The sequence below is a fragment of the Sphingomonas sp. SP6 genome (genome assembly GCF_058313435.1).
Window position 1 is genome coordinate 813244 of the sequence record NZ_JBZFLG010000002.1, and the last position, 25858, is coordinate 839101.

The 25858-nt window shown below is 69.2% G+C and carries 24 protein-coding genes; 12 read left to right on the forward strand and 12 right to left on the reverse strand.

Features of this window, described 5'->3' with window-relative positions:
• Positions 1–50: 50 nt before the first annotated feature.
• Positions 51–2561 (reverse strand): TonB-dependent receptor, encoded by a 2511-nt coding sequence (locus tag AC4GYY_RS09725; RefSeq protein ID WP_491120120.1) that lies wholly within the window; start codon positions 2559–2561, stop codon positions 51–53.
• Between the two features lie 284 nt (positions 2562–2845).
• Between AC4GYY_RS09725 and AC4GYY_RS09730 the strand changes: the two genes are divergently transcribed.
• The 5 genes from AC4GYY_RS09730 to AC4GYY_RS09750 all read left to right on the forward strand — a co-directional run bounded on the left by AC4GYY_RS09730 (position 2846) and on the right by AC4GYY_RS09750 (position 7961).
• Positions 2846–3874, forward strand: coding sequence for a phosphotransferase family protein (locus AC4GYY_RS09730; RefSeq protein ID WP_491120122.1), 1029 nt, complete (start codon positions 2846–2848; stop codon positions 3872–3874).
• Positions 3867–4262: a DUF6285 domain-containing protein gene (locus AC4GYY_RS09735; RefSeq protein WP_491120124.1), complete on the forward strand. Its 396-nt coding sequence runs from the start codon at positions 3867–3869 to the stop codon at positions 4260–4262. The genes AC4GYY_RS09730 and AC4GYY_RS09735 overlap by 8 nt, the downstream gene beginning before the upstream one ends.
• Positions 4262–5641 carry an acyl-CoA dehydrogenase family protein gene (locus AC4GYY_RS09740; protein ID WP_491120126.1) on the forward strand — a complete coding sequence of 460 codons (1380 nt, stop codon included), beginning with the start codon at positions 4262–4264 and terminating at the stop codon, positions 5639–5641. The genes AC4GYY_RS09735 and AC4GYY_RS09740 overlap by 1 nt, the downstream gene beginning before the upstream one ends.
• Before the next feature lie 164 nt (positions 5642–5805).
• Positions 5806–7422 carry an NAD(P)/FAD-dependent oxidoreductase gene (locus AC4GYY_RS09745; protein ID WP_491120128.1) on the forward strand — a complete coding sequence of 539 codons (1617 nt, stop codon included), beginning with the start codon at positions 5806–5808 and terminating at the stop codon, positions 7420–7422.
• A gap of 8 nt (positions 7423–7430) precedes the next feature.
• Positions 7431–7961 carry a pseudouridine synthase gene (locus AC4GYY_RS09750; RefSeq protein ID WP_491120130.1) on the forward strand — a complete coding sequence of 177 codons (531 nt, stop codon included), beginning with the start codon at positions 7431–7433 and terminating at the stop codon, positions 7959–7961.
• Here the strand turns inward: AC4GYY_RS09750 and AC4GYY_RS09755 are convergent.
• A complete protein-coding gene (locus AC4GYY_RS09755; RefSeq protein WP_491120132.1) occupies positions 7958–8188 on the reverse strand; it encodes a zinc-finger domain-containing protein in 231 nt (76 codons plus the stop codon). The two genes, AC4GYY_RS09750 and AC4GYY_RS09755, sit on opposite strands and share 4 nt — an antisense overlap.
• Before the next feature lie 66 nt (positions 8189–8254).
• On the opposite strand from AC4GYY_RS09755, the gene AC4GYY_RS09760 reads away from it, so the two are divergent.
• Both AC4GYY_RS09760 and AC4GYY_RS09765 read left to right on the forward strand, forming a co-directional pair.
• Positions 8255–9181, forward strand: a complete 927-nt coding sequence (locus AC4GYY_RS09760) for an ABC transporter ATP-binding protein (protein ID WP_491120134.1) — start codon at positions 8255–8257, stop codon at positions 9179–9181.
• Positions 9182–9237: 56 nt separating this feature from the next.
• Positions 9238–9684 carry a DUF4126 family protein gene (locus AC4GYY_RS09765; RefSeq protein ID WP_491120136.1) on the forward strand — a complete coding sequence of 149 codons (447 nt, stop codon included), beginning with the start codon at positions 9238–9240 and terminating at the stop codon, positions 9682–9684.
• Between the two features lie 5 nt (positions 9685–9689).
• Here AC4GYY_RS09765 and AC4GYY_RS09770 read toward each other — a convergent pair whose 3' ends face one another.
• Positions 9690–9863 (reverse strand): hypothetical protein, encoded by a 174-nt coding sequence (locus AC4GYY_RS09770; protein ID WP_491120138.1) that lies wholly within the window; start codon positions 9861–9863, stop codon positions 9690–9692.
• A 98-nt stretch (positions 9864–9961) separates the two neighbouring features.
• Between AC4GYY_RS09770 and nadB the strand changes: the two genes are divergently transcribed.
• From nadB to AC4GYY_RS09790, 4 genes are all read left to right on the forward strand, one after another.
• Positions 9962–11566, forward strand: a complete 1605-nt coding sequence (gene nadB, locus AC4GYY_RS09775; RefSeq protein WP_491120140.1) for an L-aspartate oxidase — start codon at positions 9962–9964, stop codon at positions 11564–11566.
• A gap of 127 nt (positions 11567–11693) precedes the next feature.
• On the forward strand, positions 11694–12830 hold the full coding sequence (locus tag AC4GYY_RS09780) for a serine hydrolase (RefSeq protein WP_491120142.1): 1137 nt from the start codon (positions 11694–11696) through the stop codon (positions 12828–12830).
• Between the two features lie 185 nt (positions 12831–13015).
• The gene (polA, locus tag AC4GYY_RS09785; RefSeq protein WP_491120144.1) at positions 13016–15775 is read left to right on the forward strand and encodes a DNA polymerase I; all 2760 of its coding nucleotides are present in this window, start codon (positions 13016–13018) and stop codon (positions 15773–15775) included.
• Between the two features lie 100 nt (positions 15776–15875).
• A complete protein-coding gene (locus AC4GYY_RS09790) occupies positions 15876–17393 on the forward strand; it encodes a lipopolysaccharide biosynthesis protein (RefSeq protein WP_491120146.1) in 1518 nt (505 codons plus the stop codon).
• A gap of 19 nt (positions 17394–17412) precedes the next feature.
• On the opposite strand, the gene AC4GYY_RS09795 is transcribed toward AC4GYY_RS09790, so the two are convergent.
• The 9 genes from AC4GYY_RS09795 to rpiB all read right to left on the reverse strand — a co-directional run bounded on the left by AC4GYY_RS09795 (position 17413) and on the right by rpiB (position 25234).
• A complete protein-coding gene (locus tag AC4GYY_RS09795; RefSeq protein WP_491120148.1) occupies positions 17413–17799 on the reverse strand; it encodes a type II toxin-antitoxin system VapC family toxin in 387 nt (128 codons plus the stop codon).
• Positions 17796–18050 carry a type II toxin-antitoxin system Phd/YefM family antitoxin gene (locus tag AC4GYY_RS09800; protein WP_491120149.1) on the reverse strand — a complete coding sequence of 85 codons (255 nt, stop codon included), beginning with the start codon at positions 18048–18050 and terminating at the stop codon, positions 17796–17798. Before AC4GYY_RS09800 ends, AC4GYY_RS09795 begins: the two co-directional genes overlap by 4 nt.
• Positions 18051–18082: 32 nt before the next feature.
• Complete coding sequence (typA, locus tag AC4GYY_RS09805) at positions 18083–19924, reverse strand: translational GTPase TypA (protein ID WP_491120151.1); 1842 nt, start codon at positions 19922–19924, stop codon at positions 18083–18085.
• Positions 19925–20074: 150 nt separating this feature from the next.
• Complete coding sequence (gene tldD / locus AC4GYY_RS09810; RefSeq protein ID WP_491120153.1) at positions 20075–21499, reverse strand: metalloprotease TldD; 1425 nt, start codon at positions 21497–21499, stop codon at positions 20075–20077.
• 37 nt (positions 21500–21536) lie between these two features.
• Positions 21537–22721: a TrmH family RNA methyltransferase gene (locus tag AC4GYY_RS09815; RefSeq protein ID WP_491120155.1), complete on the reverse strand. Its 1185-nt coding sequence runs from the start codon at positions 22719–22721 to the stop codon at positions 21537–21539.
• Between the two features lie 82 nt (positions 22722–22803).
• Positions 22804–23265, reverse strand: a complete 462-nt coding sequence (gene nrdR, locus AC4GYY_RS09820) for a transcriptional regulator NrdR (protein WP_491120157.1) — start codon at positions 23263–23265, stop codon at positions 22804–22806.
• A 1-nt stretch (position 23266) separates the two neighbouring features.
• Positions 23267–23443 carry a hypothetical protein gene (locus AC4GYY_RS09825; protein ID WP_491120159.1) on the reverse strand — a complete coding sequence of 59 codons (177 nt, stop codon included), beginning with the start codon at positions 23441–23443 and terminating at the stop codon, positions 23267–23269.
• Between the two features lie 10 nt (positions 23444–23453).
• Complete coding sequence (gene glyA, locus AC4GYY_RS09830) at positions 23454–24758, reverse strand: serine hydroxymethyltransferase (protein ID WP_491120161.1); 1305 nt, start codon at positions 24756–24758, stop codon at positions 23454–23456.
• On the reverse strand, positions 24755–25234 hold the full coding sequence (rpiB, locus tag AC4GYY_RS09835) for a ribose 5-phosphate isomerase B (RefSeq protein WP_491120162.1): 480 nt from the start codon (positions 25232–25234) through the stop codon (positions 24755–24757). The genes glyA and rpiB overlap by 4 nt, the downstream gene beginning before the upstream one ends.
• A gap of 127 nt (positions 25235–25361) precedes the next feature.
• Between rpiB and AC4GYY_RS09840 the strand changes: the two genes are divergently transcribed.
• Positions 25362–25838 (forward strand): DUF3429 domain-containing protein, encoded by a 477-nt coding sequence (locus AC4GYY_RS09840; RefSeq protein WP_491120163.1) that lies wholly within the window; start codon positions 25362–25364, stop codon positions 25836–25838.
• Positions 25839–25858: the final 20 nt, after the last annotated feature.

The window sequence follows — 25858 nt, forward strand, 5'->3', positions numbered from 1 at the left end:
GCGGCGACAGGACGTCCCGGCGGAGCGGCCGTCTGCGACCGCTCGGCGGCTCAGTAGCGCCAGCTCACCGTCACGCCGTACGTCCGCGGCATTCCCGTATAGCGCCCCAGAATGTCGTTGGTGTGGACCGCTTGCGTCCAATACCATTCGTCGGTCACGTTCCGCACATAGGCCGACAGGCGCCAGGGGCCGCTTTCGATCCCTGCGCGCAGATCGAGCAGGGTGCGCGCCGGGATGCGCAGGATGTCGCGCGACTGGGCCGGGTTGGGACCCTGATCGTAGAAGAACTGGCGGGTGCTGCTCTGGTAGTTCACCGTTCCGCCGAGGAAGCCCTTGATCTGCGCCGAGATCGGGACCTCGTACTGAACGTCGCCGTAAGCGGTCCAGGGCGGAGAGTTGGGGAACGGCTCGTCCTTGAAGTTGACCGGCGTCGGGGTGAACGGGTCGAAATTGAAATAGTCGCCGATCACCCGGCTCTTGGCGTAGCTGACGCCGGAGGACAGCGTCAGCCCGTCCGTCGGGGTCGCCACGCCGGAGAGCTCGAACCCGATCACCTCCGACTTGGGAACGTTCACGAGCGCCGGCAGCGCCCCGAACACGACGTCGTTCAGGCTGCCGAGGATCTGCTTGTTGGTGTAGTCGTAATAGAAGAAGGCGCCGTTCAGCTGGAGCCGGCGTCCGAGCAGCGACGATTTGAAGCCGGCTTCGTAGGCGAGCAGTTCCTCCTGCACCGCGGGGGTGAGCTGAGTCGACGAGGAGGTCGCGACGGTGGGAAAGCCTCCGGCCTTGTAGCCGCGGCTGACGTTCGCGTAGAGCAAGGTGCCGGGCACCACCTTCCAGTCGACGCCCGCGCGGAACGAGACATTGTCCTGGTACAGTTTCTCGGTGAAGTCGGGCGAGGCGGGATTGAAGGTCGGGCCCGGGCCGGTGGTCGCGCACGCGCCCGGTCCCGGATCGATGCCGGGGCCGTCGCCGGCGGCGAACTGCTCGGCGGTGATCGAGCCGTTCACGAAGGCGAGCAGGTTCTGGATCACCTTCGACGCCGCCGACCAGGTGCCGTCTCCCGAATCGTGCGCGCAACCGCGATAGTCCTTGTCGACCTCGGTGTAGCGGACACCCGCATGCGCGGTCAGATTGGGCAGGATCGGATATTCGACGTTGGCGAACCCGGCGTAGGTCTTGGTCGTCTGACGGTTCTGCGGATTGGTCGGCCCGAGCAGGATGCCGAGCGTCGGCACGGCGCTGGAGCCGCCGTAGCTCTGGAGGAAATTGTCGTAGGTCTTGTCGTGTTCGAAATTGCCGCCGGCGATCCAGCTGCCCTGCCCGCCGAAGCTGCCCGACAGCCGTAGTTCCTGGAACACGGTGTCCGTGTAGCCGCGCTGCTGCGATTCGTAGTTCTGATAGACGACGCCGTCCCCTTCGACCGGCTGGGAGCGGTCGAAATGCTCGTAGGCGGTCAGCGAGGTCAGCGTTATGTCGTCGGCGATGTCATATTCGAGCCGCAGCGAGGCGTTGAAGAAACTGTTGTCGCGAGCGAGGCTGGTGCAGTTGGTCGCGGTGCTCGGCCGGGACGGGTCGTAGCCGTACGGCGGCGGGATCGCGTTGAACGGCTCGTTGAACGGCGAATTGTTGATGCACGCGCTGCGATCGGCGGCGCGCGGGTCATGCGGGGCGAGCGGATAGGCGAGGAGACGCGGATCGACCCCGTTCGTCGGGTTGAGCGGGATGATGCCGTAGAATTGCGGAACCTGCGTGTCGCTGCGATCCTTCCAGCCGTTGACGTTCAGCATCGCCCGGAACGCCGCCGTCGGCCGCCACTCCAGGATCGCGCGCCCGATCCACAGGTCCTGCTGCCCGGAGGAGATCGGCGTGGTGTAGCCGCGCTGCCAGTCGCTCATCGACTGCCGCCGGCCCGCGACCCGGATCCCCAGCGTGTCGGTGAGCGGGGTAGAGATGAACGCCTGGATGTCGAGCTGGTCGAACCGGCCGTAGCTCGCGTCCACCCCCATCTCCAGATGGTCGCCCGGCTTGTTGGCGACGTAGTTGATGGCGCCGCCGGTCGCGTTCTGACCGAACAGGATCCCCTGCGGTCCCTTGAGCACTTCGACGCGCTGGACGTCCAGCGCCGCACCGATCGTCGTGATCGAGAACGGCAGCGGCGTTTCATCGGTATAGATGCTGACGGTGGGGCTGGCGGCGAGCGAGGTGTCCTGAAAACCCACGCCTCGGATGGTGTAGATCGGCGTGCCGTAGGCGCTGGGCGTGAAGTTCAGTCCGGGCGTCACCTTGGCCAGGCTGGCGGTGTCGGTGATGCCCAGCTGGGTCAGCTGTTCGCCACTTTGCACCGAGATCGACATGCCGACATCGTTGATCCGCTGCTCCCGCTTTTCGGCGGTGACGATCACGTCGGGGATGGTGCCGGCGCCGTCGGGACCTGCCGCTTGCGGCGGACCGGAGGTCGCCGCAGGCGGGTTCGCATCTCCGGTCTGGGCGACGGCCGGCAGGGCGACCGCCAGCGAAAGCAGTGACGCGCCCGCAAGCGCCGAGGTCAAGCCCTTCATCGATCCTCCCCTGCCGCTCAAGACGGCGTCCAAGCGCGTCCGAAGGGCTCGTCTGAACCCCCGCCCGGGCTTTCTCCTAAGCCGTGAGGACGATCGATCGTCGCCCGCATCAGCCGGAAAGATGTATAACAAGTTCCATTTATCGGCGCAAGCGGGCGACCGCCGAGGGGCGGCATGGACCGCTAAGCACACGGAGTGCATCGGCCAGTCCGTTATAACAGCGTCTATTTTCTCTTGTGTCGTGACGCTCGATTCGCGACACGGACGGACGAGGAGGGAGTCGCGTGAACGCACTTGCCAGCGAGCGCATCGATGCCGGCGATCCGGCCGAAGGCTTGATGCGTCTGGCCGCTCGCCGGTTCGGGCCCGCGGCGCGGATCGACTCGCTGCGGCGCCTTTCGGCCGGGGCGAGCCAGGAGATCTGGGCGTTCACCGTCGTCGACCGCGACGTGCGGCGCCGGCTCATCCTGCGCCGGAACCCGCCGGGTCTTCGGCCGCGCCCGTCGGCGACGCCGATGTGGCTGGAGGCCGAGATGATCGCGCGCGGGGGCCGCGCGGGCGTGCCGGTACCCGACATCGTCGAGGTTCTCGGCGAGGGCGACGGGCTCGGCGCCGGTTACCTGATGTCGCACGTCGAGGGCGAATCGCTGGCGCGTCGCATCCTGCGCAACGCCGAATACGCCCGCGCGCGCGAACGGCTCGCGTTTCAACTCGGCGAGGCGGCGGCGCGGATCCACGCGCTCGATCCCGCCGGAGCGCCCTTACGCGAAGGCGGCGTGGCCGCGGCACTCGAGGGCGCAGAGCAGCAATATCGCGCGAACGGCCTCGCGCGCCCGGTGGTCGAGTGGAGTCTGCGCTGGCTCGCCGAGCATCGCCCGCCGGAGCCGACCAGGGCGTGCGTCGTCCACGGCGACCTCCGCAACGGCAACATCCTCGTCGACGCGGACGGGCTGCGCGCGGTGCTCGACTGGGAAGTCGTCCACCGCGGCGATCCGATGGCGGATCTCGGATGGCTCTGCGTCACCTCCTGGCGGTTCGGCGCGATCGATCGGCCGGTCGGCGGGTTCGGCGCGCGCGAGGACTTGTTCGACGGCTACGAGGCGGCGAGCGGTGTAAGGCCCGACGCCGATCGGGTGCGCTTCCACGAGGTGCTCGGCACGCTGCGCTGGGGGCTTTCGTGCGCGATGATGGCGCGCGAGTTCCAGGCGGGCGACCGCTCGGTCGAGCGCGCGGCGATCGGTCGGCGCGCCTCGGAGACCGAGATCGACCTGCTCGCCATCCTCGCGCCGCTGACGGGGATGCGCCATGCGTGAGGAACCGCAGGCGCTCGAGCTGATCGAGGCGGTGGCGGATTTCCTGCGCCGTGAGGTGCTGCCCGCGCTCGACGGGCGGCTCGCCTTTCACGCCCGGGTCGCGGGCAACGTGCTCGACATCTGCCGCCGCGAGCTGGCGTCCGGCGCGTCCGCGCAGGCGCGCGAGCACGATCGGCTGACGGCGCTGCTCGCGCGGTCGGGCGAGACGGCTGAGCTCAATGAGGCGCTGTGCGCCGCGATCCGCACCGGCGCGATCGCCCGTGACGACGAGCGACTGGTCGCGCACCTCTGGGCGACCACCATCGACACGCTGGCGATCGATCAACCCAAGTACGAAACCTACCTGCGCGCGGCGAACGATCGCGACGCGATTGATGGAGAGAGCTGATGGACTTCGAACTTCCGCAGGAGCTGCGCGACTATCTCAAGGAACTCGACGCCTTCATCGAGGCCGAGATCAAGCCGCTCGAGGATCAGGACGACAACGTCCGGTTCTTCGATCACCGGCGCGAATGGGCTCGCACCGATTTCGAGAACGACGGATTGCCGCGGCCCGAGTGGGAGGAGCTGATGCGCGAAGCCAAGCGTCGCGCCGACCGCGCCGGCCACCTGCGCTTCGCGATGGATCCCAAGTTCGGCGGCAAGGGCGGATCGAACCTGTGGATGACGGTCATCCGCGAATATCTCGCCGCCAAGGGGCTGGGGCTCCACTACGATCAGCAGACCGAGCATTCGATCGTCGCCAACAACCCGTTCGCGAAGATGTTCGACGATTTCGGGACGGACGAGCAGCGCTCGGAGTTCATCCAGGGCATGTTCGACGGCACGCGCCGGATCACCTTCGGGCTGACCGAGCCGCATCACGGCTCGGACGCGACGCATATGGAGACGCGCGGCGTGCCCGAGGTGCGCAACGGCGTGCCCGGTTACCTGCTCAACGGCGAGAAGATGTGGACGACCGGCATGCACGTCGCCACGCACTGCGCGCTGTTCGCGCGCACCAGCGGCGAGGATGGCGCGGCCAAGGGCATTACCTGCTTCCTGGTCCCGGCCGACGACGAAGGCGTCAAGGTCGAGCAATATCTGTGGACCTACAACATGCCGACCGACCATCCGCGCGTGTCGTTCAAGGACGTCTGGGTGCCGGAAAGCGCGATCTTCGGACCGTTCGACAACGGGCTGCCGCTGGCGCAGAGCTTCGTCCACGAGAACCGCATCCGTCAGGCGGCCGGTTCGCTCGGCGCGGCGGTCTATTGCGTCGAGGAATCGGTGCGCTACGCGCGCATCCGGCAGCCGTTCGGCGAGGAGCTCGCCCGGAACCAGGCGATCCAGTTCCCGCTGGTCGAGCTCGCCACGCAGTGCGAGATGCTGCGGCTGCTGATCCGCAAGACCGCGTGGGAGATGGACCAGATGTCGCACCCGGAGGTCGAGAAGCGGATTTCCGACAAGGTCTCGATGTGCAATTACTGGGCGAACCGGCTGTGCTGCGAAGCGGCGGACCGGGCGATCCAGGTCCACGGCGGAATCGGCTATTCACGGCACAAGCCGTTCGAGCACATCTTCCGTCATCATCGCCGCTACCGGATCACCGAGGGAACGGAAGAAATCCAGATGCGCAAGGTGGGCGCGTTCCTGTTCGGCTATTTGGGGCCGAAGCGCAAAGAGTTCAGTGCGCTGACCTACGCGGACGTGGACTATCGCACCCAGAGCCAGATCCGCCCGCGCTCCGGGTGGCAGGCCGTGGACACGACTCGCCCCGAAGCGTGAGGTCGCGCCTGTCGGGCGATCGCGGAGAGAACGCCAGGTCGCCCCGACAGAGCGTCCCGCGCCATCGGACGCAGAGCCGACGCGGCTTGGCCGCGGCGTGATCTCCGGACCGTGGCTCTGTTCCCCGATTGGCGCAGCCGTTCCCCGATCGCTACATCGCCCCCATGCTGCGTCTGACCAATCTCGCCTTGCCGCTCGACCACGACGACGAGGCGCTGCCCGCCGCGATCTGCCGCCGCCTCGGCGTCGATCGCGAGGCGCTGCTGGCCTACGAAGTCGCGCGCCGCGGGAACGACGCGCGCAAGAAGACCGCGATCCAGCTGATCTACACCGTCGACCTCGCGCTCCGCGACGAGGCGGCGGTGCTCGCGCGCTTCGCGGACGACCCCAACGTGCGCCCCACGCCCGACACCCGCTATCGCCCGGTCGCGACCGCCCCTGTCGGCGGCCTGCGCCCGGTCGTGATCGGCACCGGCCCGTGCGGGCTGTTCGCGGCGTTGATCCTTGCCCAGATGGGCTTCCGCCCGATCATCCTCGAACGCGGCAAGGTCGTGCGCGAGCGGACCAAGGACACCTGGGGACTGTGGCGCCGCGGCGTCCTCGATCCCGAATCGAACGTCCAGTACGGCGAGGGCGGCGCGGGCACCTTCTCCGACGGCAAGCTCTACAGCCGGATCAAGGGCACGCGTCATCTCGACCGCAAGGTGCTGACCGAGTTCGTCGCGGCGGGCGCCCCGCCCGAGATCCTGACCGAGGCGCACCCCCACATCGGCACCTTCCGCCTAGTGACGATGGTCGAGAGCCTGCGCGCCTCGATCGAGGCGCTCGGCGGCGAATATCGCTTCGGCACCCGCGTCGACGGACTCGACGTCGCCACCGACCCGCACGGGACGCGCCGGATCCGCGGCCTCCACCTCCACACCGGCGGGTATCTGGCCGCCGACCGCGTCGTCCTCGCGATCGGCCACAGCGCGCGCGACACCTTCGCCATGCTCCACGACGCCGGGGTCCATGTCGAGGCGAAGCCCTTCGCGATCGGCGTCCGCATCGAGCATCCGCAGTCGTGGATCGACCGCGCGCGCTTCGGGCCGAGCGCGGGCCACCCGGTCCTCGGCGCGGCCGAATACCATCTGTCGCACCAATGTTCGAACGGCCGCGCGGTCTACAGCTTCTGCATGTGCCCCGGCGGCACCGTCGTCGCTGCGACTTCGGAGGAAGGCCGCGTCGCGACCAACGGCATGAGCCAATATTCGCGCAACGAGCGCAACGCCAACTCCGGCCTCGTCGTCGCGATCGATCCGGCGCGCGACTATCCGGGCCACCCGCTCGCCGGCCTCGCGCTCCAGCGCCATTGGGAGTCGCAGGCGTTCGTCGCCGGCGGATCGGACTATCAGGCCCCCGCGCAGCGGCTGGAGGACTTCCTCGCCGCGCGGTCCTCGACCGCGATCGGCTCGGTCCAGCCCTCCTACCGCCCCGGCGTCCGCCCCGCCGACCTCGCCGACTGCCTGCCCGACTTCGCGGTCGCCGCGATGCGCGAGGCGCTGCCGGTGTTCGGCCGCCAGATCCCCGGCTACGACCATCCCGACGCGCTGATGACCGGAGTCGAGACGCGGACCTCCTCGCCGGTGCGCTTCACCCGCGGCGCCGACTTGCAGAGCGTCAACACCGCCGGGCTCTACCCGGCGGGCGAGGGCGCGGGCTATGCCGGCGGCATCCTTTCGGCCGCGGTCGACGGGATCAAGGTCGCCGAGGCGCTGGCGCTCAGCGTGGCCGCCCGCTGATCCCGGCGATGACGCTGATCCTCTTCAACAAGCCTTACGGCGTCCTCTGCCAGTTCACCGACGACCAGCGCCGCCCGACGCTGTCCGACCACCTCGACGTCCCCGGCGTCTATCCTGCCGGCCGCCTCGATCTCGACAGCGAGGGGCTGCTGCTGCTGACCGACGACGGTCGGCTCCAGGCGCGGATCGCCGATCCCCGCTTCAAGCTGGAGAAGACCTATCTCGTCCAGGTCGAGGGCGAGATCGCCGATTCTACGCTCGAGGCGCTGCGTCGCGGCGTCCGCCTGAAGGACGGGCCGACGCGCCCCGCGGCGGCCGAGCGAATCGACCCGCCTGCGCTCTGGCCGCGCGAACCGCCGGTCCGCGTCCGCAAGACCGTGCCCGACGGCTGGCTGCGGCTGACGATCACCGAAGGCCGCAACCGCCAGGTCCGCCGGATGACGGCGGCGGTCGGCCACCCGACGCTGCGGCTGGTGCGCTGGCGCATCGGCGACTGGAGCTTGGATGGGCTCGCGCCCGGCGACTGGCGTCGCGCCTAGCGCCCCGCGCCGTCGCCGTGGTCGGGCAGGGCGCTCTGGTCCGCGCCGTCGGCCGGCCCGCCGATCAGGACGAACCGCCGGTCGCAATAGCCGCAGTCGACATAGCCGGTCTCGTCGATCTGGAGATAGACGCGCGGGTGGCCGAGCGCGGCGGGAAGGCCGTCGTGCGCGCCGTCGCAGGCGACGCGGGCCTGGCTGGTGCGGGCGATCTGAGGAGGCGGCTGCATGGCCCGGCGCGTTAGCAAGCGCGCCACGCGCTAGCAATCGTCCCCTCCGGCCGGTAACGCGCCTGCATGACCGAAGCCGCCATCGCCATCCGCGACCTCTGCAAGACCTACGCGGGCGGCAAGCGCGCGCTCGACGGCGTGTCGCTGGAGGTGCCGCAGGGCAGCATCTTCGGGCTGCTCGGCCCCAATGGCGCCGGCAAGTCGACGCTCATCAACATCCTTGCAGGACTCGTCAATAAGACCGGCGGGAGCGCGTCGATCTGGGGCTTCGACATCGACCGGCACCCGCGCAACGCCAAGGCCTCGATCGGGATCGTCAACCAGGAGATCCTGTTCGATCCCTTCTTCACCCCGTTCGAGACGCTCGAGATCCAGGCCGGGCTCTACGGCGTCGCCAAGAACGCGCGCCAGAGCATGGACCTGCTCCGCGCCGTGCATCTCGAGGACAAGGCCGATGCCTACGCGCGGACGCTCTCGGGCGGCATGAAGCGGCGGCTGATGGTCGCCAAGGCGATGGTCCATTCGCCCCCCGTCCTCGTCCTCGACGAGCCGACCGCGGGGGTCGACATCGAACTCCGGCAGCAGCTGTGGACCTACGTCCGCTCGCTCAACGATCGCGGCGTGACGGTGGTGCTGACCACCCATTATCTCGAAGAGGCCGAGGCGCTCTGCGACCGGATCGCGATCATCAATCACGGTCGCGTCATCGCCGACGAACCGACCCGCGACCTCGTCGGCAAGGCGCAGGAAAAGCTCGTCGCGGTCACCGTCGATCGGGATGTCGCGCAGGTGCCGGAAAACGCCTGCTTCCAGAAGATCGTGCTCAAGGGCGCGCGCACGCTGGAGATCACCTACGCCAAGGATCGGGTCAACGCGGGCGAAGTGCTCGGCGCGGTCCAGGGCGCCGGCTTCGGGATCGTCGACGTCTCGACTCGCGAGCCCGATCTGGAAGACGTGTTCCTCAGCCTGACGCGGGCGGCGGACGGGCGCTAGGAACGTCCTCCGGCTTCGCGCGCTGTCGGTGAAACCGTCAGCGCCGGAGATTTCCAATGCTCGCGTCCTTCCTCATCGGCCTCGTCGGCGGTCAGCGCGCGATGACCCCGCTCGCCGCAGTCGCGGTCGCCGGCGCGCGGGGCGAGTTGCCCGAGAACAGCGGCGCGCCTGCATTGCTCTCGCACCCGCTCGTCGCCGCCGGCGCGACCTTACTGGCCGTCGCTGAGATGGCGGGCGACAAGCAGCCGTCCGCGCCCGACCGGATCGTCCCGATCGGCCTCGCCGCCCGCCTTGTGACCTCTGCGATCGCGGGGATGGCGCTGGCGCCGCGCGACGGGCGATGGCTCGGCGCGGCGGTCGGCGGCGCGACCGCGCTCGCTGCATCCTACGTTGGGTGGCGAGCGCGGTGCACCGCAATGGCGCGTTGGGGCCAGACCGCAACGGGCTTCGTAGAGGATGCGGCGGTGCTCGCCGGCGCGACGACAGCGATCCGCACCGCCTGATCCAGCTAGGCGCCCGCCAGCTCGCGCGACCGGCGCGCGAGCCGGAGCGCCTCGTCGATCAGCTCGGCGGCATGCGCCTCGTCGTCCTCGCGCACCGCGAAGGTGAGGCAGTTCGCGGCTTCGTCGCGGAGCCGCGCGGCGCGTTCGCGGGCGCGATCGGTCTTGGCTTTGTCACTCACTGGATCGCCGGAATGCGCGGGACGGGAGTCGCGTTCCGCGGCTCGTCGCAGTCGCCGCGGGAGTTGCGCATCGTCATTTCCGTGTCACAGACGCGCACATGGCCAGCGCTCCTCCCCCGCCCATCATCGCCGCCGACGTCCTGATCGTCGGCTCCGGCGCCGCGGGGCTCACCGCCGCGCTCAACCTCGCCGATCGCTTCCGCGTCACCGTGCTGGCGAAGGGCGCGCTCAACGAGGGGTCGACGGCTTGGGCGCAAGGCGGCATCGCCGCCGTGCTCGAACCGGGCGACACGTTCGAAAGCCATGTCGAGGACACGATGGTCGCGGGCGCGGGGCTCAACGACCGGGCGGTCGTCGAGTTCGTGGTCGGCGGCGCCCCGGCCGCGATCGAGCGGCTCCAGCGGCTCGGCGTGCCGTTCGCGCAGGAGGGGAACGCGCTCCACCTCACGCGCGAGGGCGGGCACAGCCACCGACGGATCGTCCACGTCGCCGACGCGACCGGCTGGGCGGTGCAGGAGGCGCTTCAGCGCGCGGCCGAGGCGCACCCCAACATCACCCTCGTCCCGAACCAGGTCGCGATCGACCTTGCGACCAGCCGCCACGAGGAACGCTATTCGGGCGCGGGCAACGTCTGGGGCGTCTATGCGGTCGATCGCGCGTCGGGCCGCGTCAACCTCCACACCGCGCGCGCGACGGTGCTCGCAACCGGCGGCGCGGGCCGGACCTACCTCTTTTCCACCGCCCCCCGCGGCGCGACCGGCGACGGGATCGCGATGGCGTGGCGTGCGGGCTGCCGCATCTCGAACATGGAGATGATGCAGTTCCACCCGACCTGCCTCTACAACCTCCAGGTCAAGAACTTCCTCATCACCGAGGCGGTGCGGGGCGAAGGCGGACGGCTGATCAATCCGACCACCGGCAAGCGCTTCATGACCTATTACGACGCCGAGCGGATGGAGCTCGCGCCGCGCGATGTAGTAGCCCGCGCGATCGACGCCGAGATCAAGCGCTACGGCCTCGATTTCGTCCACCTCGACATCAGCCACATGCCCGCCGACTTCGTCCGCGGCCATTTCCCGAACATCTACGACAAATTGATCGGCCTCGGCATCGACATGACGCGCCAGCCGATCCCGGTCGTCCCCGCCCAGCATTACACCTGCGGCGGCATCGTCATCGACCGGGACGGGAAGACCGACCTGCCCGGCCTCTACGCCGCGGGCGAATGCACCGAGAGCGGGCTCCACGGCGCCAACCGTCTCGCCTCGAACTCGCTGCTCGAATGCTTCGTCTTCGGCGAAGCCGCGGCGCAGCACATCGCCGCGCACTGGGACGCCTTCCCGCCCGTGCCCCCGATCCGCGCCTGGGACGAGAGCCGCGTCACCGATTCGGACGAGGAGGTCGTGATCCAGCAGACCTGGACCGAGATCCGCCGCTTCATGTGGAACTACGTCGGGATCGTCCGCACCACCAAGCGGCTCGAGCGCGCACAGCACCGCATCGCGCTGCTGACGAAGGAGGTCGAGGATTATTACGGCCACTTCCGGGTCACCTCGGACCTGATCGAACTCCGCAACCTCCTCCAGACCGCCGAGCTCATCGTCCGTTCGGCGCTGGCGCGGCACGAGAGCCGGGGGCTTCACTTCAATCTCGACTGGCCCGAGATGCTGCCGGAGGCGGTCGACACGGTGCTGGTTCCATAGTCGCGCACGCCCCGATTCGCCCCGCCCCGCTTCAGGCGCGGTTCACCGCACGAGCGGCAAGAAGCTGTTTCGCATGACGATTTCCCACGTAACGTCGCCGCAACTCGGGGCGGGACACACGCAAGGCATGACGCGCGCAATCGGTTGGCTGATGGGGCTGGCGGCCGCTGGGGCGCTCGTCGCCTGCGGATCGGGCAGCCGCCCCGGCCAGACCGCGCGTGCGCCGGCCGCCAGCGCCCCCGCCTATGTCGTCGCGATCCCCGTCCCCGCCCCGCGCCCGCGCGCGCCCGATCGCTCGCCGGTGGGCCTTCGGCAGCGGGTCGCCGCGCTCGTCGCCTCCTTCCCCGGCAAGGCCGGCGTGGCGATCCGCGCGGTCGACGAGGGCTGGACGGTCGAGGCCGGCGCGCGCCAGCGGATGCCGCAGCAGAGCGTCTCCAAGCTCTGGGTCGCAATCACCGTGCTCGACCAGCGCGACCGCGGCCGCCTTCGCCTCGACGACCCCGTCACCATCACCCCGGCCGACCTGACGCTGTTCCACCAGCCGATCGCCGGCCTCGTCGTGAAGTCGGGCGCGTACACCACGACGGTCGGGACCCTCATGTTCCGCGCGCTGACGCAGAGCGACAACACCGCCAACGACCGCCTGCTGACCCTGGTCGGCGGCCCTCCCGCGGTACGCGCGATGATCGAGGAGAAGCGGCTCGGCGACATCCGTTTCGGCCCCGGCGAGCGGCTGCTCCAGTCGGCCACCGCGGGGCTGACCTGGCAGCAGAGCTATGCGGTGGGCAACAGCTTCGAGATCGCGCGCTCGCGCCTTTCGCCGGAGGTCCGCGCCGCCGCCTTTGCGGCTTACGTCAACGATCCGATCGACGGCGCTGCCCCGCTCGCGATCGCCGACGCGCTCGCCCGCCTCGCCCGCGGCGAGCTGCTGAGCGAGACGTCGACGCGCCTGCTGCTCTCGACCATGTCCTCGACCGTCACCGGCCGCGCGCGCCTGAAGGCGGCGCTCCCGCCGGGCTGGAGCCTCGCGCACAAGACCGGCACCGGGCAGGAGCTCGGGCGCAAGAACGCCGGCTTCAACGATGTCGGGCTGATGACGGCCCCCGACGGCCGTCGCTACGCGATCGCGGTGATGATCGGCGACACCGCCGCACCGATGCGCGAGCGCCAGCAGCTGATCCAGGCCGCCGCCTCCGCGCTGACCGGCTACCGCGGCGCGCCGACGATGGGGGGCGCGAGCGAGGACAGCGAAGCGGGGGGCTAGAGCCCTCGGCCGTTCGTCCTGAGTAGCCGCTGAGCGCAGCGAAGTGGCCTATCGAAGGACCGTGTGGCGGGCTGCCCTTCGATACGAGCCTTCGCTCCGCTCAGTCTCTACTCAGGACGAACGATGGGAGGGTTGGTCCGCGAGTCACGGATGACGCCGCCCGCGTCACCCGCTACATCCCCGCCATGCCCCACCTCTACCTGGTCGACGGCTCCGGCTACATCTTCCGCGCCTATCACCGCCTGCCGCCGCTCACCAACAAGCATGGCGAGCCGGTCGGGGCGGTGTATGGCTACACCACCATGCTGTGGAAGCTCGCCGACGCGCTCCACAAGGCCGATGGCCCCACCCACATGGCGGTGATCCTCGACAAGTCGAGCCACACCTTCCGGAACGAGCTGTACGATCAGTACAAGGCGCATCGCCCGCCGCCGCCCGAGGACCTGGTTCCCCAGTTCCCGATGATCCGCGACGCCACCCGCGCCTTTTCGCTGCCATGTATCGAGGAGGAGGGGCTGGAGGCGGACGACATCATCGCCTGCTATACGCAAGCCGCACTCGCGCAGGGGTGGCGCGTCACGATCGTCAGTTCCGACAAGGATCTGATGCAGCTGATGACCGATCCGTCGGTCGACATGCTCGACACGATGAACAACCGGACACTCGGGCCGGAGTACGTCCAGGAGAAATTCGGCGTCGGCCCCGACAAGCTCGGCGACGTGCTGGCGCTGATGGGCGACGCGGTCGACAACGTGCCCGGAGTTCCCGGCGTCGGGCCGAAGACCGCGGCCAAGCTGCTGATCGAGCACGGCGACCTGGAAGCCGTCCTCGCCGCCGCCCCGGCGATGAAGCCCGGCAAGCTGCGCGACAATCTTATCGAGCACGCCGACAACGCCCGGCTCTCAAAGGTCCTCGTCACGCTCAAGTGCGACGGCGACATGCCCCAGCCGCTCGACGAGTTGGACATCAAGGGCATCCCCGACGCGCCCTTGCGCGCTTTCCTCGAACATCACGGCTTCAAGTCGCTGCTCACGAAACTCGGCGGGGTCGCCGACGCGCCTCAGCCCGAGCCGTCGGCGGCGGTCGTGTTCGATGAGGACCCGCCCTGCGATCACGACGGCTATGAGACGGTCGTCACCGAAGTCGATCTCGCCCGCTGGATCGATGAGGCTCGCCACCAGGGCTGGGTCGCGATCGACACCGAGACCACCGCCAAGGACCCCATGCTCGCCGAGCTCGTCGGCGTGTCGATGGCGCTCGCGCCGAACCATGCCTGCTACGTGCCGCTCGCGCACGGCGGCAGCGACATGTTCGCCGAAACGCCGCTCCAGCTCGACCGCGACGCGGCGCTCGCGAGGCTCAAGCCGCTGCTGGAGGATCCGTCGGTCCTCAAGATCGGTCATAACCTGAAGTACGACCTGACGATCCTCGCGCGGCTTGGCGTGGATGTCGCCCCCTACGACGACACGATCGTGATGAGCTTCGACCTCGACGCCGGCCGCCACGGCCACGGCATGGACGAGCTCGCCGCCACCCACCTCAGCCATTCGTGCATCGCCTACAAGGACGTGACGGGGACGGGAAAGAAGGCAATCGGCTTCCACGAGGTCGATCTCAAGGCCGCGACCCGCTACGCCGCCGAGGACGCCGACGTGACCTTGCGGCTATGGAAGCGCTTCAAGGCGCGCCTCCCGGTCGAAGGCTCGACCCGCGTCTACGAGATGGTCGACCGCGCGCTCCCCGCCGTCGTCAGCCGGATAGAGCAGCGCGGCATCAAGGTCGATCGCGAGCGGCTGGCCGAACTCTCGCGCGGCTTCGACACCCAGATCGCCGCGCTGGAACAGGAAATCCACGCGATCGCGGGCTTCCCCTTCACCATCGGCAGCCCCAAGCAATTGGGCGACGTGCTGTTCGACAAGATGGGGATCAAGGGCGGGCGCAAGGGCAAGTCCGGCGTCTATTCGACCGACGTCACCGAGCTCGAGCGGATCGCCGCCGACAAGGATTCGCCCGGCCGCGAGATGGTGGTCAAGGTGCTCGACTGGCGCAGCCTCACCAAGCTCAAGAACACCTACACCGACACGCTCCAGGAGCAGATTCATCCCGAGACGGGTCGAGTCCACACCAGCTATTCGCTCACCGGCGCGCAGACCGGGCGCCTCTCGTCGTCGGACCCGAACCTCCAGAACATCCCGATCCGCCAGGAAGTCGGCCGCCAGATCCGTGACGCCTTCGTCGCCGAGCCCGGCAATGTCATCCTCGCCGCCGATTATTCGCAGATCGAACTCCGCCTCGCCGCGCACATGGCCGACGTGCCGCAGCTGAAGGAGGCATTCGCCGCAGGCCACGACATTCACGCGATGACGGCGGAGGAGCTGTTCGGCGAGGTCACCCGCGATACCCGCGCCTCCGCCAAGACGATCAACTTCGCGATCCTCTACGGCATCAGCCGCTGGGGGCTGGCCGGCCGCCTCGACATCACCGCCGACGAGGCGCAGGCGATGATCGACCGCTATTTCGATCGCTTCCCCGGCATCAACCGCTACATCGCCGAGACGCTGACGACGGTGCGCGAGCGCGGCCACACCACCACTTTATTCGGTCGCAAGACCTGGTTCCCGCGCCTCAAATCCAAGATCCAGCACGAACGCCAGGGCGCGGAGCGCGCCGCGATCAACGCCCCGATCCAGGGCACCAGCGCCGACATCATCAAGCGCGCGATGGCCCGCATGGACCCGGCGCTGGCCGCGGCGGGGCTGACGGGCACGCGGATGCTCCTCCAGGTCCACGACGAACTCGTGTTCGAGGTGGCGGAAGCCGAGGCGGAAGCGGCGCGGGGGGTGATCGAGGGCGTGATGGCGACCGCAGCGGAACCGGCGGTGAAGCTCGACGTGCCGCTCGCGGTGGAGATCGGCGTCGGTCCGTCGTGGGGGGCGGCGCATTGATCCCTTCCCGTCACGCCGGACGTGTTCCGGCATCTACGGAGCCGCGGGCGGCATCGCTCGTGAAGCAGTTGACCCCGGCACAAGGCCGGGGTGACGGCTGGTGACCGAACCCTCCCGCGACATCGCCACGCTCGCGAAGGGCGGCCGGACCAACATCGCCGGCTTCGCGCTGCGCCTCCTCGCGCGCATCCCGTTCCTGTTCATCGCCGGTCGCCTCTACGGCCCCGACCGGGTCGGCCGCTTCGCGCTCGCGGTCGTCGTCGTCGAGCTCGCCGCGCTGCTCGCCACGCTCGGGCTCAAGCGCGGGCTCGCGCAGGCGTTGGCGAAGACCGAGCGGCCCCACGCGCATGTCGCCTGGGACGGGCTGGCGGTCGCGTTCGTCGTCTCCCTGATCGCCAGCGCGGCCCTGTGGGTCTTCCCCGAGCTCATGTACCCGTCGAGCGCAATCGAGGGCCTCGATCGCTACCTGCCCCTCGTCATCGTCGCGGTCGCATGGTCGGACGTCAGCCTCGCCGCGCTCGCCTACCGGCTGAACGTCAAGGCGGCGGTCACCGCGCGCGCGGTAGTCGAGCCATGGACGATCTCCGCCGCCGCCTGGGCCTTCTCGTTCGTGACGCTCAGGGACGGGCTGGTCCTCTCCTACGTCGCCTCGATGACCGCGGCACTGATCGCCAGCCTCGTCCCGTTCCTCAAAAGCTACGGCCTGCCCCACGGCTGGTCGCCGCGCTTCCGTGAGCTGCTCGCGCTCGCCCGCGCCAATGCGCCGCTCGCGGGCGCCGACGCGCTCGAATGGGGGACCCGCAACGTGGATCGCTTCATCCTCGGGGTGATGTTCGAGCCGCGCTACGTCGGCATCTACTACATGGCGCAGCAGGTCGCCTCGTTGCCGCAGAAGCTCAAGACGTCGTTCGATCCGATCCTCGGCCCCGTCATCACCCGCAGCCTCGCCGCGAACGACCTGCCCGCGATCGCCACCCAGGTCCGCCAGGTCGCCTTCTGGATCATCGCGGCGCAGCTCGGGCTGGCACTGATGGGGTCGATCCCGGGCGAGGGCGTGATGGGCACCGTCGGCCCGCAGTTCGTCGCAGGCACCGCCGCGCTCGCCTTCCTCCTCTTCGCCGAGGTCTTCGCCTCGACCGGAGCGGTGTGCGAATCGGCGCTGGTCTACATGGCGCGGCACCGCAATCTGGCGATCTCGGCGGCGATGCTCCTCGTACAGGTGGCGCTGAGCTTTGGGCTGATCTTCGCGATGCGCGCGCTCGGCTGGCCCGACGCCTATCAGGCGGCCGGCGTTGCGGTCGCGCTGATGATCAGTGTCTCGCTCACGTCCGTCGTCAAGGCGCGCACGTTGGGACGCCTGCTGTCCGCGCCCGTCTCGCCCCTGCGCTGGCCGCTCGTCTGGGCCGTGGCGGCGGCCGGCGTAGTGGGTGGGGCGTTCACCCTCCTCCCGCACCGCCTCGAGTGGGCCGAGCTGCTGTTCGGCGAGCCCGCGATCCTATGCGTCTACCTCTTCGTCCTCTGGCGCTTCGCCTTCGGTGCGGCGGACCGGGCGCTGTTCTCCAAGGCGCCGCGGATCGAGGAGGCCACGCTGCCCCACGTCGGGGGCGCGACGCGGTAGCTCGCCGCCTGCCCCAACTTCACCAGATCCGTTTCACTCCCAACCTGTCGAACATCGCCTCGTTCGAGACGATCGATACGCGCTCGACCAACGCCTGTGCGATCAGCAGCCGGTCGAACGGGTCGCGGTGGCGCGGATCGAGCCCTGCCGCGACGATGGCGTGCGCCGGCGTGATCGACAGCCACTCGCAATCCAGCGACGCGATTTCGCGTTCGAAATTCACCGCAAGGGCAGCGGCTTCGGGCAACTTGCCCAGCCGATGCTTGTAGCAGATCTCGTACGCTGACACGGCGCTGACCAGCAGCCGGGAGGCGGGATCGCCGATCGAGGTGGTCGCATCGGGCGAGAGGCGCGGATCGTTTCCGAGCGCCCAGAACAGGGCATGGGTATCCAGCAGAAGCCTCAAAGCGGCTTATCGTCCCACTCGGCTAAGCCGATCTCCTCGTCGGTCCACGGCGTCCAGACTTCCTCGGCGACATTGCCCAATCGACCCTGCATCGCCCCGAGCAGTCGAACCTTCGGCATCGCCGCGACCGCCGGCACCAACCGGATCACCGGCTCCTTGTTGCGCGTCACCGTCACCTCCTCGCCCGCGAGCACCTGCTCGATCAGGCGGGAGAGATGGGTCTTCGCCTCATGGACGCTGACGGTCGCCATGCGCCGAAGCTTAGTCTAACGCTTGGCTAAGCTCAAGCCGCCTGCTTTGCCCGCCCGGCGCGCTTGCGCTCGTGCGGGTCTAGGAACCGCTTCCGCAGGCGGATCGACTTCGGCGTCACCTCGACCATCTCGTCGTCGTCAATATAGGCGATCGCCTGTTCCAGCGTCATCCGCTTGGGCGGAGTTAGCCGGATGGCGTCGTCCTTGCCTCCGCTCGCGCGGAAGTTGGTCAGCTGCTTGGCCTTCATCGGATTGACCTCGAGGTCGTCGGTCTTGGCGTTCTCGCCGACGATCATGCCCTCGTACAGCGTCTCGCCGTGCGCCACGAACAGCACGCCGCGCTCCTCGAGGGGGCCAAGCGCATAGCTGTTCGCCTCGCCGGCGCCGTTCGAGATCAGGACGCCGTTCTTGCGGCCCTCGATGTTGCCCTTGTAGGGCCCGTACCGCTCGAACAGCCGGTTCATGATGCCCGTGCCGCGCGTGTCCGAAAGGAACTCGCCGTGATAGCCGATCATCCCGCGGCTGGGCGCGGAGAAGGTGATCCGGGTCTTGCCGCCGGTCGACGGGCGCATGTCGGTCAGCTCGGCCTTGCGAATGTTCATCTTCTCGACGACGGTGCCCGAATATTCCTCGTCGACGTCGATGATGACGGTCTCGTACGGTTCGGTGCGCTTGCCGTCCTCGTCCTCGCCGAACAGCACGCGCGGGCGGCTGATGCCGAGTTCGAAGCCCTCGCGGCGCATCGTCTCGATGAGCACGCCGAGCTGGAGCTCGCCGCGGCCCGCGACCTCGAAGCTGTCCTTGTCGGCCGCCTCGGTCACCTTGACCGCGACGTTCGATTCGGCCTCGCGGAACAGCCGGTCGCGGATCATGCGGCTCGTCACCTTGGTGCCCTCGCGCCCCGCCATCGGCGAATCGTTGACCGCGAAGCGCATCGACAGCGTCGGCGGATCGATCGCCTGCGCGTGGAGCGGCTCGGTGACGGAGGGGTCGCAGATCGTGTTCGCGACGGTTGCGACGGTCAGCCCGGCGAGCGAGATGATGTCGCCCGCGCTCGCCTCGTCCACCGGCACCCGGTCCAGCCCGCGGAACGACATGATCTTCGACGCGCGCCCGGTCTCGACGACCTTGCCGTCGTTGTCGAGCGCATGGATCGGCATGTTGGTCTTGACGCTGCCCGAGAACACGAGGCCCGTCAGGATCCGACCGAGGAAGTTGTCGCGGTCGAGCAAGGTGACCAGGAACTTGAACGGGCCGTCGGGGTCGGCGCTCGGCGGCGGCACGTGGTTGACGATCGTCTCGAACATCGGCGTCAGCGTGCCCTCGCGCGCATCCATGTCGGTCGAGGCGTAGCCGTTGCGGCCGCTCGCGTAGAGCACCGGGAAGTCGAGCTGGTCGTCGTTCGCCTCCAGGCTGACGAACAGGTCGAACACCTCGTCCAGCACTTCCTGGATGCGCGCGTCGGCGCGGTCGACCTTGTTGACGACGACGATCGGGCGCAGCCCCAGCGCCAGCGCCTTGCCCGTCACGAACTTGGTCTGCGGCATCGCGCCTTCCGACGAATCGACCAGCAGGACGACGCCGTCGACCATCGACAGGATGCGCTCGACCTCGCCGCCGAAATCGGCGTGGCCCGGCGTGTCGACGATGTTGATTCGCACGCTCTCGGCAGCACCCGGCGGCGTCCAGTCGACCGAGGTCGGCTTGGCCAGGATCGTGATCCCGCGCTCCTTCTCGAGGTCGTTCGAATCCATCGCCCGCTCCTCGACCCGCTGGTTGTCGCGGAAGGTGCCGGACTGGCGGAACAGCTGGTCGACGAGGGTGGTCTTGCCGTGATCGACGTGCGCGATGATGGCGATGTTGCGCAGATTCATGCGAAATCCTGGAAACGGCCATGCGTCGGGCACGGCTCTTCGGCCGCGCCCTTAGCCGAATTGCTGCGTCGCGGGAAGGGCGGGCGAATAGGACTGCCGGCGCCCGATCATACGAACGAACCCCGCCGCATCGCTGCGGTGGACCGGCGTCTACGCTGCCGTTCCCCCAACCGTCAGCCCCCCGACCAACAAGGTCGGCTGACCGACGCCGGCCGGGACGCTCTGCCCGCCCTTGCCGCACATGCCGACGCCCTCGTCGAGGGCGAAGTCGTGGCCGACGCCGAGCACCTTGGTGAGCACCGTCGGGCCGTCGCCGATCAGCGTAGCGCCCTTGATCGGGGCGCCGATCTTCCCGTCCTTGACGCGGTACGCCTCGGTGCAGCTAAAGACGAACTTGCCCGAGACGATGTCGACCTGGCCGCCGCCGAAGCTCTTGGCGAAGATGCCGTCCTTCACCCGCGAAAGCAGTTCGGCGGGGTCGTCCTTGCCGGCCTTCATGAAGGTGTTGGTCATCCGCGGCATCGGCGCGTGGGCGAAGCTCTCGCGCCGGCCGTTGCCGGTGGGGGCGACGCCCATCAGCCGGGCGTTGAGGCGGTCCTGCATATAGCCCTTGAGGAAGCCGTCCTCGATCAGGATGGTCTCGGCGGTGGGCGTGCCCTCGTCGTCGATCGACAGCGAGCCGCGGCGGTCGGGAAGCGAGCCGTCGTCGACGATCGTGATGCCGCGCGCGGCGACCTGCTCGCCGATCCGGCCCGAGAAGGCGCTGGTGCCCTTGCGGTTGAAATCGCCCTCCAGCCCGTGGCCGATCGCCTCGTGGAGCAGGACGCCGGGCCAGCCGGGGCCGAGGAGGACGGTGAACTCGCCCGCGGGGGCGGCGACCGACTCGAGGTTGACCAAAGCCTGCGCCAGCGCCTCGTCGATCGCGCGGGTCCAGGTCGCCTCGTCGAACAGCGAGTCGTAGAGATAGCGGCCGCCGATCCCGAAGCTGCCGGTCTCGCGCCGGCCGTTCTGCTCGGCGACGATCGACACGTTGAGGCGCACGAGCGGGCGGACGTCGGTGGCGACGAAGCCGTCGGGGCGGACGATCTCGACCACGCTCCACGAGCCCGACAGCGCGACCGAGACCTGGGCGACGCGCGGATCGCGCGCGCGGGCGGCGGCGTCGATCGTCTGGCAGAGGTTCACCTTGTCGGCGAAGGCGACCAGATCGAGCGGGTCGCCGTCGGTATAGAGGTGGCGGTTGGTGCGCTGCGGCGGCGCGGCCTTGGGGCTCGCCGAAGGATCGATCAGCGCCATCGTCTCGGCGGCGCGCTTGATCGCGGCTTCGCTGAGCTCGTTGGCGTGGGCGAAGGCGGTCATCTCGCCCGAGACTGCGCGCAGCCCGAAGCCGGCGTGGGTGTCGTAGCTCGCGGTCTTCATCCGCCCGTCGTCGAAGCCGAAGGCCTCGGCGCGGCGATACTGGAGGTAGAGCTCGCCATCGTCGGCCTTCGCGAGCGCGCCGGCGGTGAGGCGGAGCGCGGCGTCGGGATCGAGCGCGTCGCGGTAGAGGAGCTGGCGGGGATCGGCTGAGGTCATGCGATCGATATAGGCCGTGCGCGCGGCCGCGCCACCGTCAGTCCGCCGGCTTGATCCGCGGCCGCTTGCCCGCGAGCGCGGAAAGGACGCCGCGGACGGTGCGCACCTCCTCGGTCGACCAGCCGGGCTTGGTGAGGAGCGTACGCAGCGTCCGCCGGGTCACGGGCGTGCGATCGGGCGGGAAGAAATACCCCGCGCCCACCAGCATCGCGTCGAGCTGGGCGATCATCCCGTCGAGCTCTTCCTGCGGCGCGGGCTGGGGCAGGTCGACCTCGGGGGGCGAGGAGAGCGACACATGTTTGGACCACTCGTAAGCGACCAAAATCACGGCCTGGGCGAGATTGAGGCTGCCGAACTCGGGGTTGATCGGAACGGTGACGATGGTGCGGGCGAGCGCGACGTCGTCGGTTTCGAGGCCGGAGCGTTCGGGGCCGAACAGGACCGCCGAGCGGCCCGCGTCGGCGTGGATCGCGCGCGCGGCGGCCGCGGGCGTGACCACAGGCTTGGTGACGCCGCGCTTGCGGACGGTGGTGGCGTAGACTTGCGCGCAGTCCGCGACGGCGTCGGCGACGGTGTCGTAGACCTTGGCGTTCGCCAGCACCACATCCGCGCCACTGGCGGCGGGGCCGGCGGCGGGATTGGGCCAGCCGTCGCGCGGGGCGACGAGGCGCATCTCGGTCAGGCCGAAGTTCAGCATCGCGCGCGCCGCCTTGCCGATGTTCTCGCCGAGCTGGGGGCGGACGAGGACGATGATGGGGGTGCTTCGACTTCGCTCAGCATGAGCGGGGGTGGGGGTACCGTCTTCCCCCGTTCGCCCTGAGCGAAGTCGAGGGGCCTGGTCGTCCGCGGCATCGACGGTGCTTCGACTTCGCTCAGCACGAGCGGCAATGGGGGTTTGGTCCCCACCGTCCGTTCGCGCTGAGCGAAGTCGAAGCGCCCGTTCGGACGGAGGGATGGCGGCGTCGTGCAGGTCCGCCCAGTCGCTGCGGATCAGCGCCTCCTTCTTGCGCCGGGTCCACCCCTGGATGCGCTTCTCGGCTTCGAGCGCCTCCATCCTCGTCGGAAACTCCTGTGACCACATCAGCGTGACGGGTCGCCGGGTGCTCGTCCAGCCGGGCATGGCACCGGATTGGTGCTGCGCGAAGCGATGTTCGAGATTGTCCGTATGGCCCGTGTAGTATTTGCCGTCCGAGCAGCGGAGGATGTAGCAGTAGAACGCCATTTCAAACCTTCAACGGTGCTTCGACTTCGCTCAGCATGAACAGTGGTGGAAAGCGGCAGCACCACTTACCCAGTCCGCCAAGCTACCCCCGCCCGGCCTCCTCCACGCTCCCCGCGAACTCCTCGAAGTCGCGGGCCTCGCTGAAGTCGCGGTAGACGCTGGCGAAGCGGATGTAGGCGACCGAGTCGAGCGCCTTCAGGCCTTCCATCACCAGCTCGCCGATGCGTTTCGAAGACGCTTCGCCGTCGCCGCTGGTCTCGAGCTGGCGCTGGATGCTCGACACGAGGCGTTCGATCGCGACCGGCTCGATCGCGCGCTTGCGCGCGGCGATGCCGATCGACCGGACGAGCTTGTCGCGGTCGAACGGCTCGCGCCGTCCTTCCGATTTCACGACGGTCAGATCGCGCAACTGGATCCGTTCGAAGGTGGTGAAGCGCGCCGCGCAGCCCTCGCACTGCCGCCGCCTCCGGATCGCCGCCCCGTCGTCGGTGGGGCGGCTGTCCTTCACCTGGCTTGCGTCATGGCCGCAGAACGGACAGCGCATCCTAGCCCTTGTTGCGCTTCATATAGGCGTAGGTCGCGCCCGCCAGCGCGCCGAAGATCGGCCCCACGATCGGGACCGGGATCGCGACGACGGCGCCGAGGGCGCTCCATTTGGCCATGCTCTTGCCCAGGCCGGGGGTGTTGCGGATCTCATCCTGGACTTCGTCGATCTTGGACATGCGTCTTCCCTCAGTGATAGATCGGGAACCGAGCGCACAAGGCGCGAACCCGTTCCCTGACCGCCGCCTCGACCGCGGCGTCGCCCTCCTCGCCCTTGGCGCGAAGCCCGTCGAGGACGTCGGCGACCATATGGCCGATCTCGCGGAACTCGCCCGCGCCGAAGCCGCGGGTGGTGCCCGCCGGGGAGCCGACGCGGATGCCGCTGGTCTTGACCGGCGGCAGCGGATCGTTGGGGATGCCGTTCTTGTTGCAGGTGATTCCGGCGCGCTCGAGCGCCTCGTCGGCGTCCTTGCCGGTGACGCCGAGCGGGGTGAGGTCGACCAGTGCAAGGTGCGTGTCGGTGCCGCCCGAGACGAGCGCGGCGCCGCGTTCGGCGAGCGTCGCGGCGAGCACCTTGGCGTTCTCGACCACCGCGGCGGCGTAGCTCTTGAACTCCGGACGGAGCGCTTCGCCGAACGCGACCGCCTTGGCGGCGATGACGTGCATCAGCGGACCGCCCTGAAGACCCGGGAACACGGCAGAGTTGATCTTCTTCGCAATGGCCTCGTCGTCGGTCAGGATCATCCCGCCGCGTGGGCCGCGCAGCGTCTTGTGCGTCGTCGTGGTGACGACGTGGGCGTGGCCGAACGGGGTGGGGTGGACGCCGCCCGCCACGAGGCCGGCGAAATGCGCCATGTCGACCATGAAATGCGCGCCGACCTCGTCCGCGATGGCGCGGAAGCGGGCAAAGTCGATGTGGCGGGGATAGGCCGAGCCGCCGGCGATGAGGAGCCGCGGCTTGTGCTCGCGCGCGAGCGCCTCGACCTGGTCGAAGTCGATGCGGTGATCGTCGGAGCGGACGCCGTACTGGACCGCGTTGAACCACTTGCCGCTCTGCGCCGCGCGCGCGCCGTGGGTGAGGTGGCCGCCGGCGTCGAGGCTGAGCCCCAGGATCGTGTCGCCCGGCTTGGCGAGCGCGAGCATGACCGCGCCGTTCGCCTGTGCCCCCGAATGCGGCTGCACGTTGGCGAAGCCGCAGCCGAACAGCGCCTTCGCGCGGTCGATCGCGAGCTGTTCGACCTCGTCGGAGGGATGGCAGCCCTGATAATAGCGCTTGCCGGGATAGCCTTCGGCGTATTTGTTCGTGAACACGCTGCCCTGCGCCTCGAGCACGGCGCGCGACACGATGTTCTCCGAGGCGATCAGTTCGATCTGGGTCTGCTCGCGGTCGAGCTCGTGCGCGACGCCGGCGAACACCGCCGGATCGGCGTCGGCGAGCGAGCGCGTGAAGAAACCATCCGGCTGGACGTCGTTCGAGATGGGCTGGGTGCTCATGACAGTTCCTCGGTGAAGCGAAGCGCCTCCTCCGGCGTCGGAGCCGGGGGCGTGGACAGTTTGGCGACGCGGGCGGCATGGCGGCCGCCCTCGAACTGGGCAGCGAGGAATGCCTCGACGCACGCGAGCGCCATCGTCTCGCCGATCAGCCGCGCGCCGAGCGCGATGGCGTTGGCGTCGTTGTGGGTGCGGGCGAGGCGGGCGGAGAGCGGCTCGGACACCTGCGCGCAGCGGCACTCCGGATTGCGGTTGGCGGCGATGGCGATGCCGATGCCCGATCCGCACAGCGCGATCCCGCGTTCGGCCCGGCCGTCGGCGAGCGCGGCGGCGAGCGCGAAGCCGTAATCGGGATAGTCGACGCTCGCTCCGTCGCTCGTGCCGAGGTCGACAATCTCATGCCCGGCCTGCGCCAGCCATTGCGCGACGGCGCGTTTGAGGTCGACGGCGGCGTGATCGGTGGCGAGGGCGACGCGCAAGCGGCAAGTCCTGTCGGTGAGGTCGCGACGACGTAGCGACGGGACCGCCAGATTTCCACCGGAAACCCGGAACGTCCGCGCGGGATCGGAAGTTTGACGCGCTCTAATCTGGATCAGGGGCTGGACGATGCGCGACGACCCGCCGATTTCCGTCGCGGCGCGGATGCTGGGCTTTGCCGGACTGCTGCCGCAACTGCTGGCGCTGCTGCTGACCGCGATGCGGATCGATCCGGCGCTCGGAGCGCTGATGGCGCTAGGCTACGCGATGCTGATCGTCTCGTTCCTGGGCGGGATCTGGTGGGGATTCGCGATGCGCGCGGGCGAGCGGCAGCCGCGGATGGCGGCGCTGGCGGTGATCCCGACGATCGCGGCGTTCGCGCTGGTGACGGCGCGGATGGCGGGGTTCCGCGCCGACTGGGCGCTGGTCGCGATCGCGGTGGTGCTGATGCTGACGCTCGTCGTCGACCGGATGTTCCTGGAAGAGGGCGTCGCGCCGCCGGGCTGGATGGGGCTGCGCGTGCCGCTCTCGGTCGGGCTCGCGGTGCTGACGATCGCCACCGGGGTCGCCGCGCCCGAACACATCCTGATCAACTACAGCAACTAAGCGGGGAGAGCAGGCCCCCA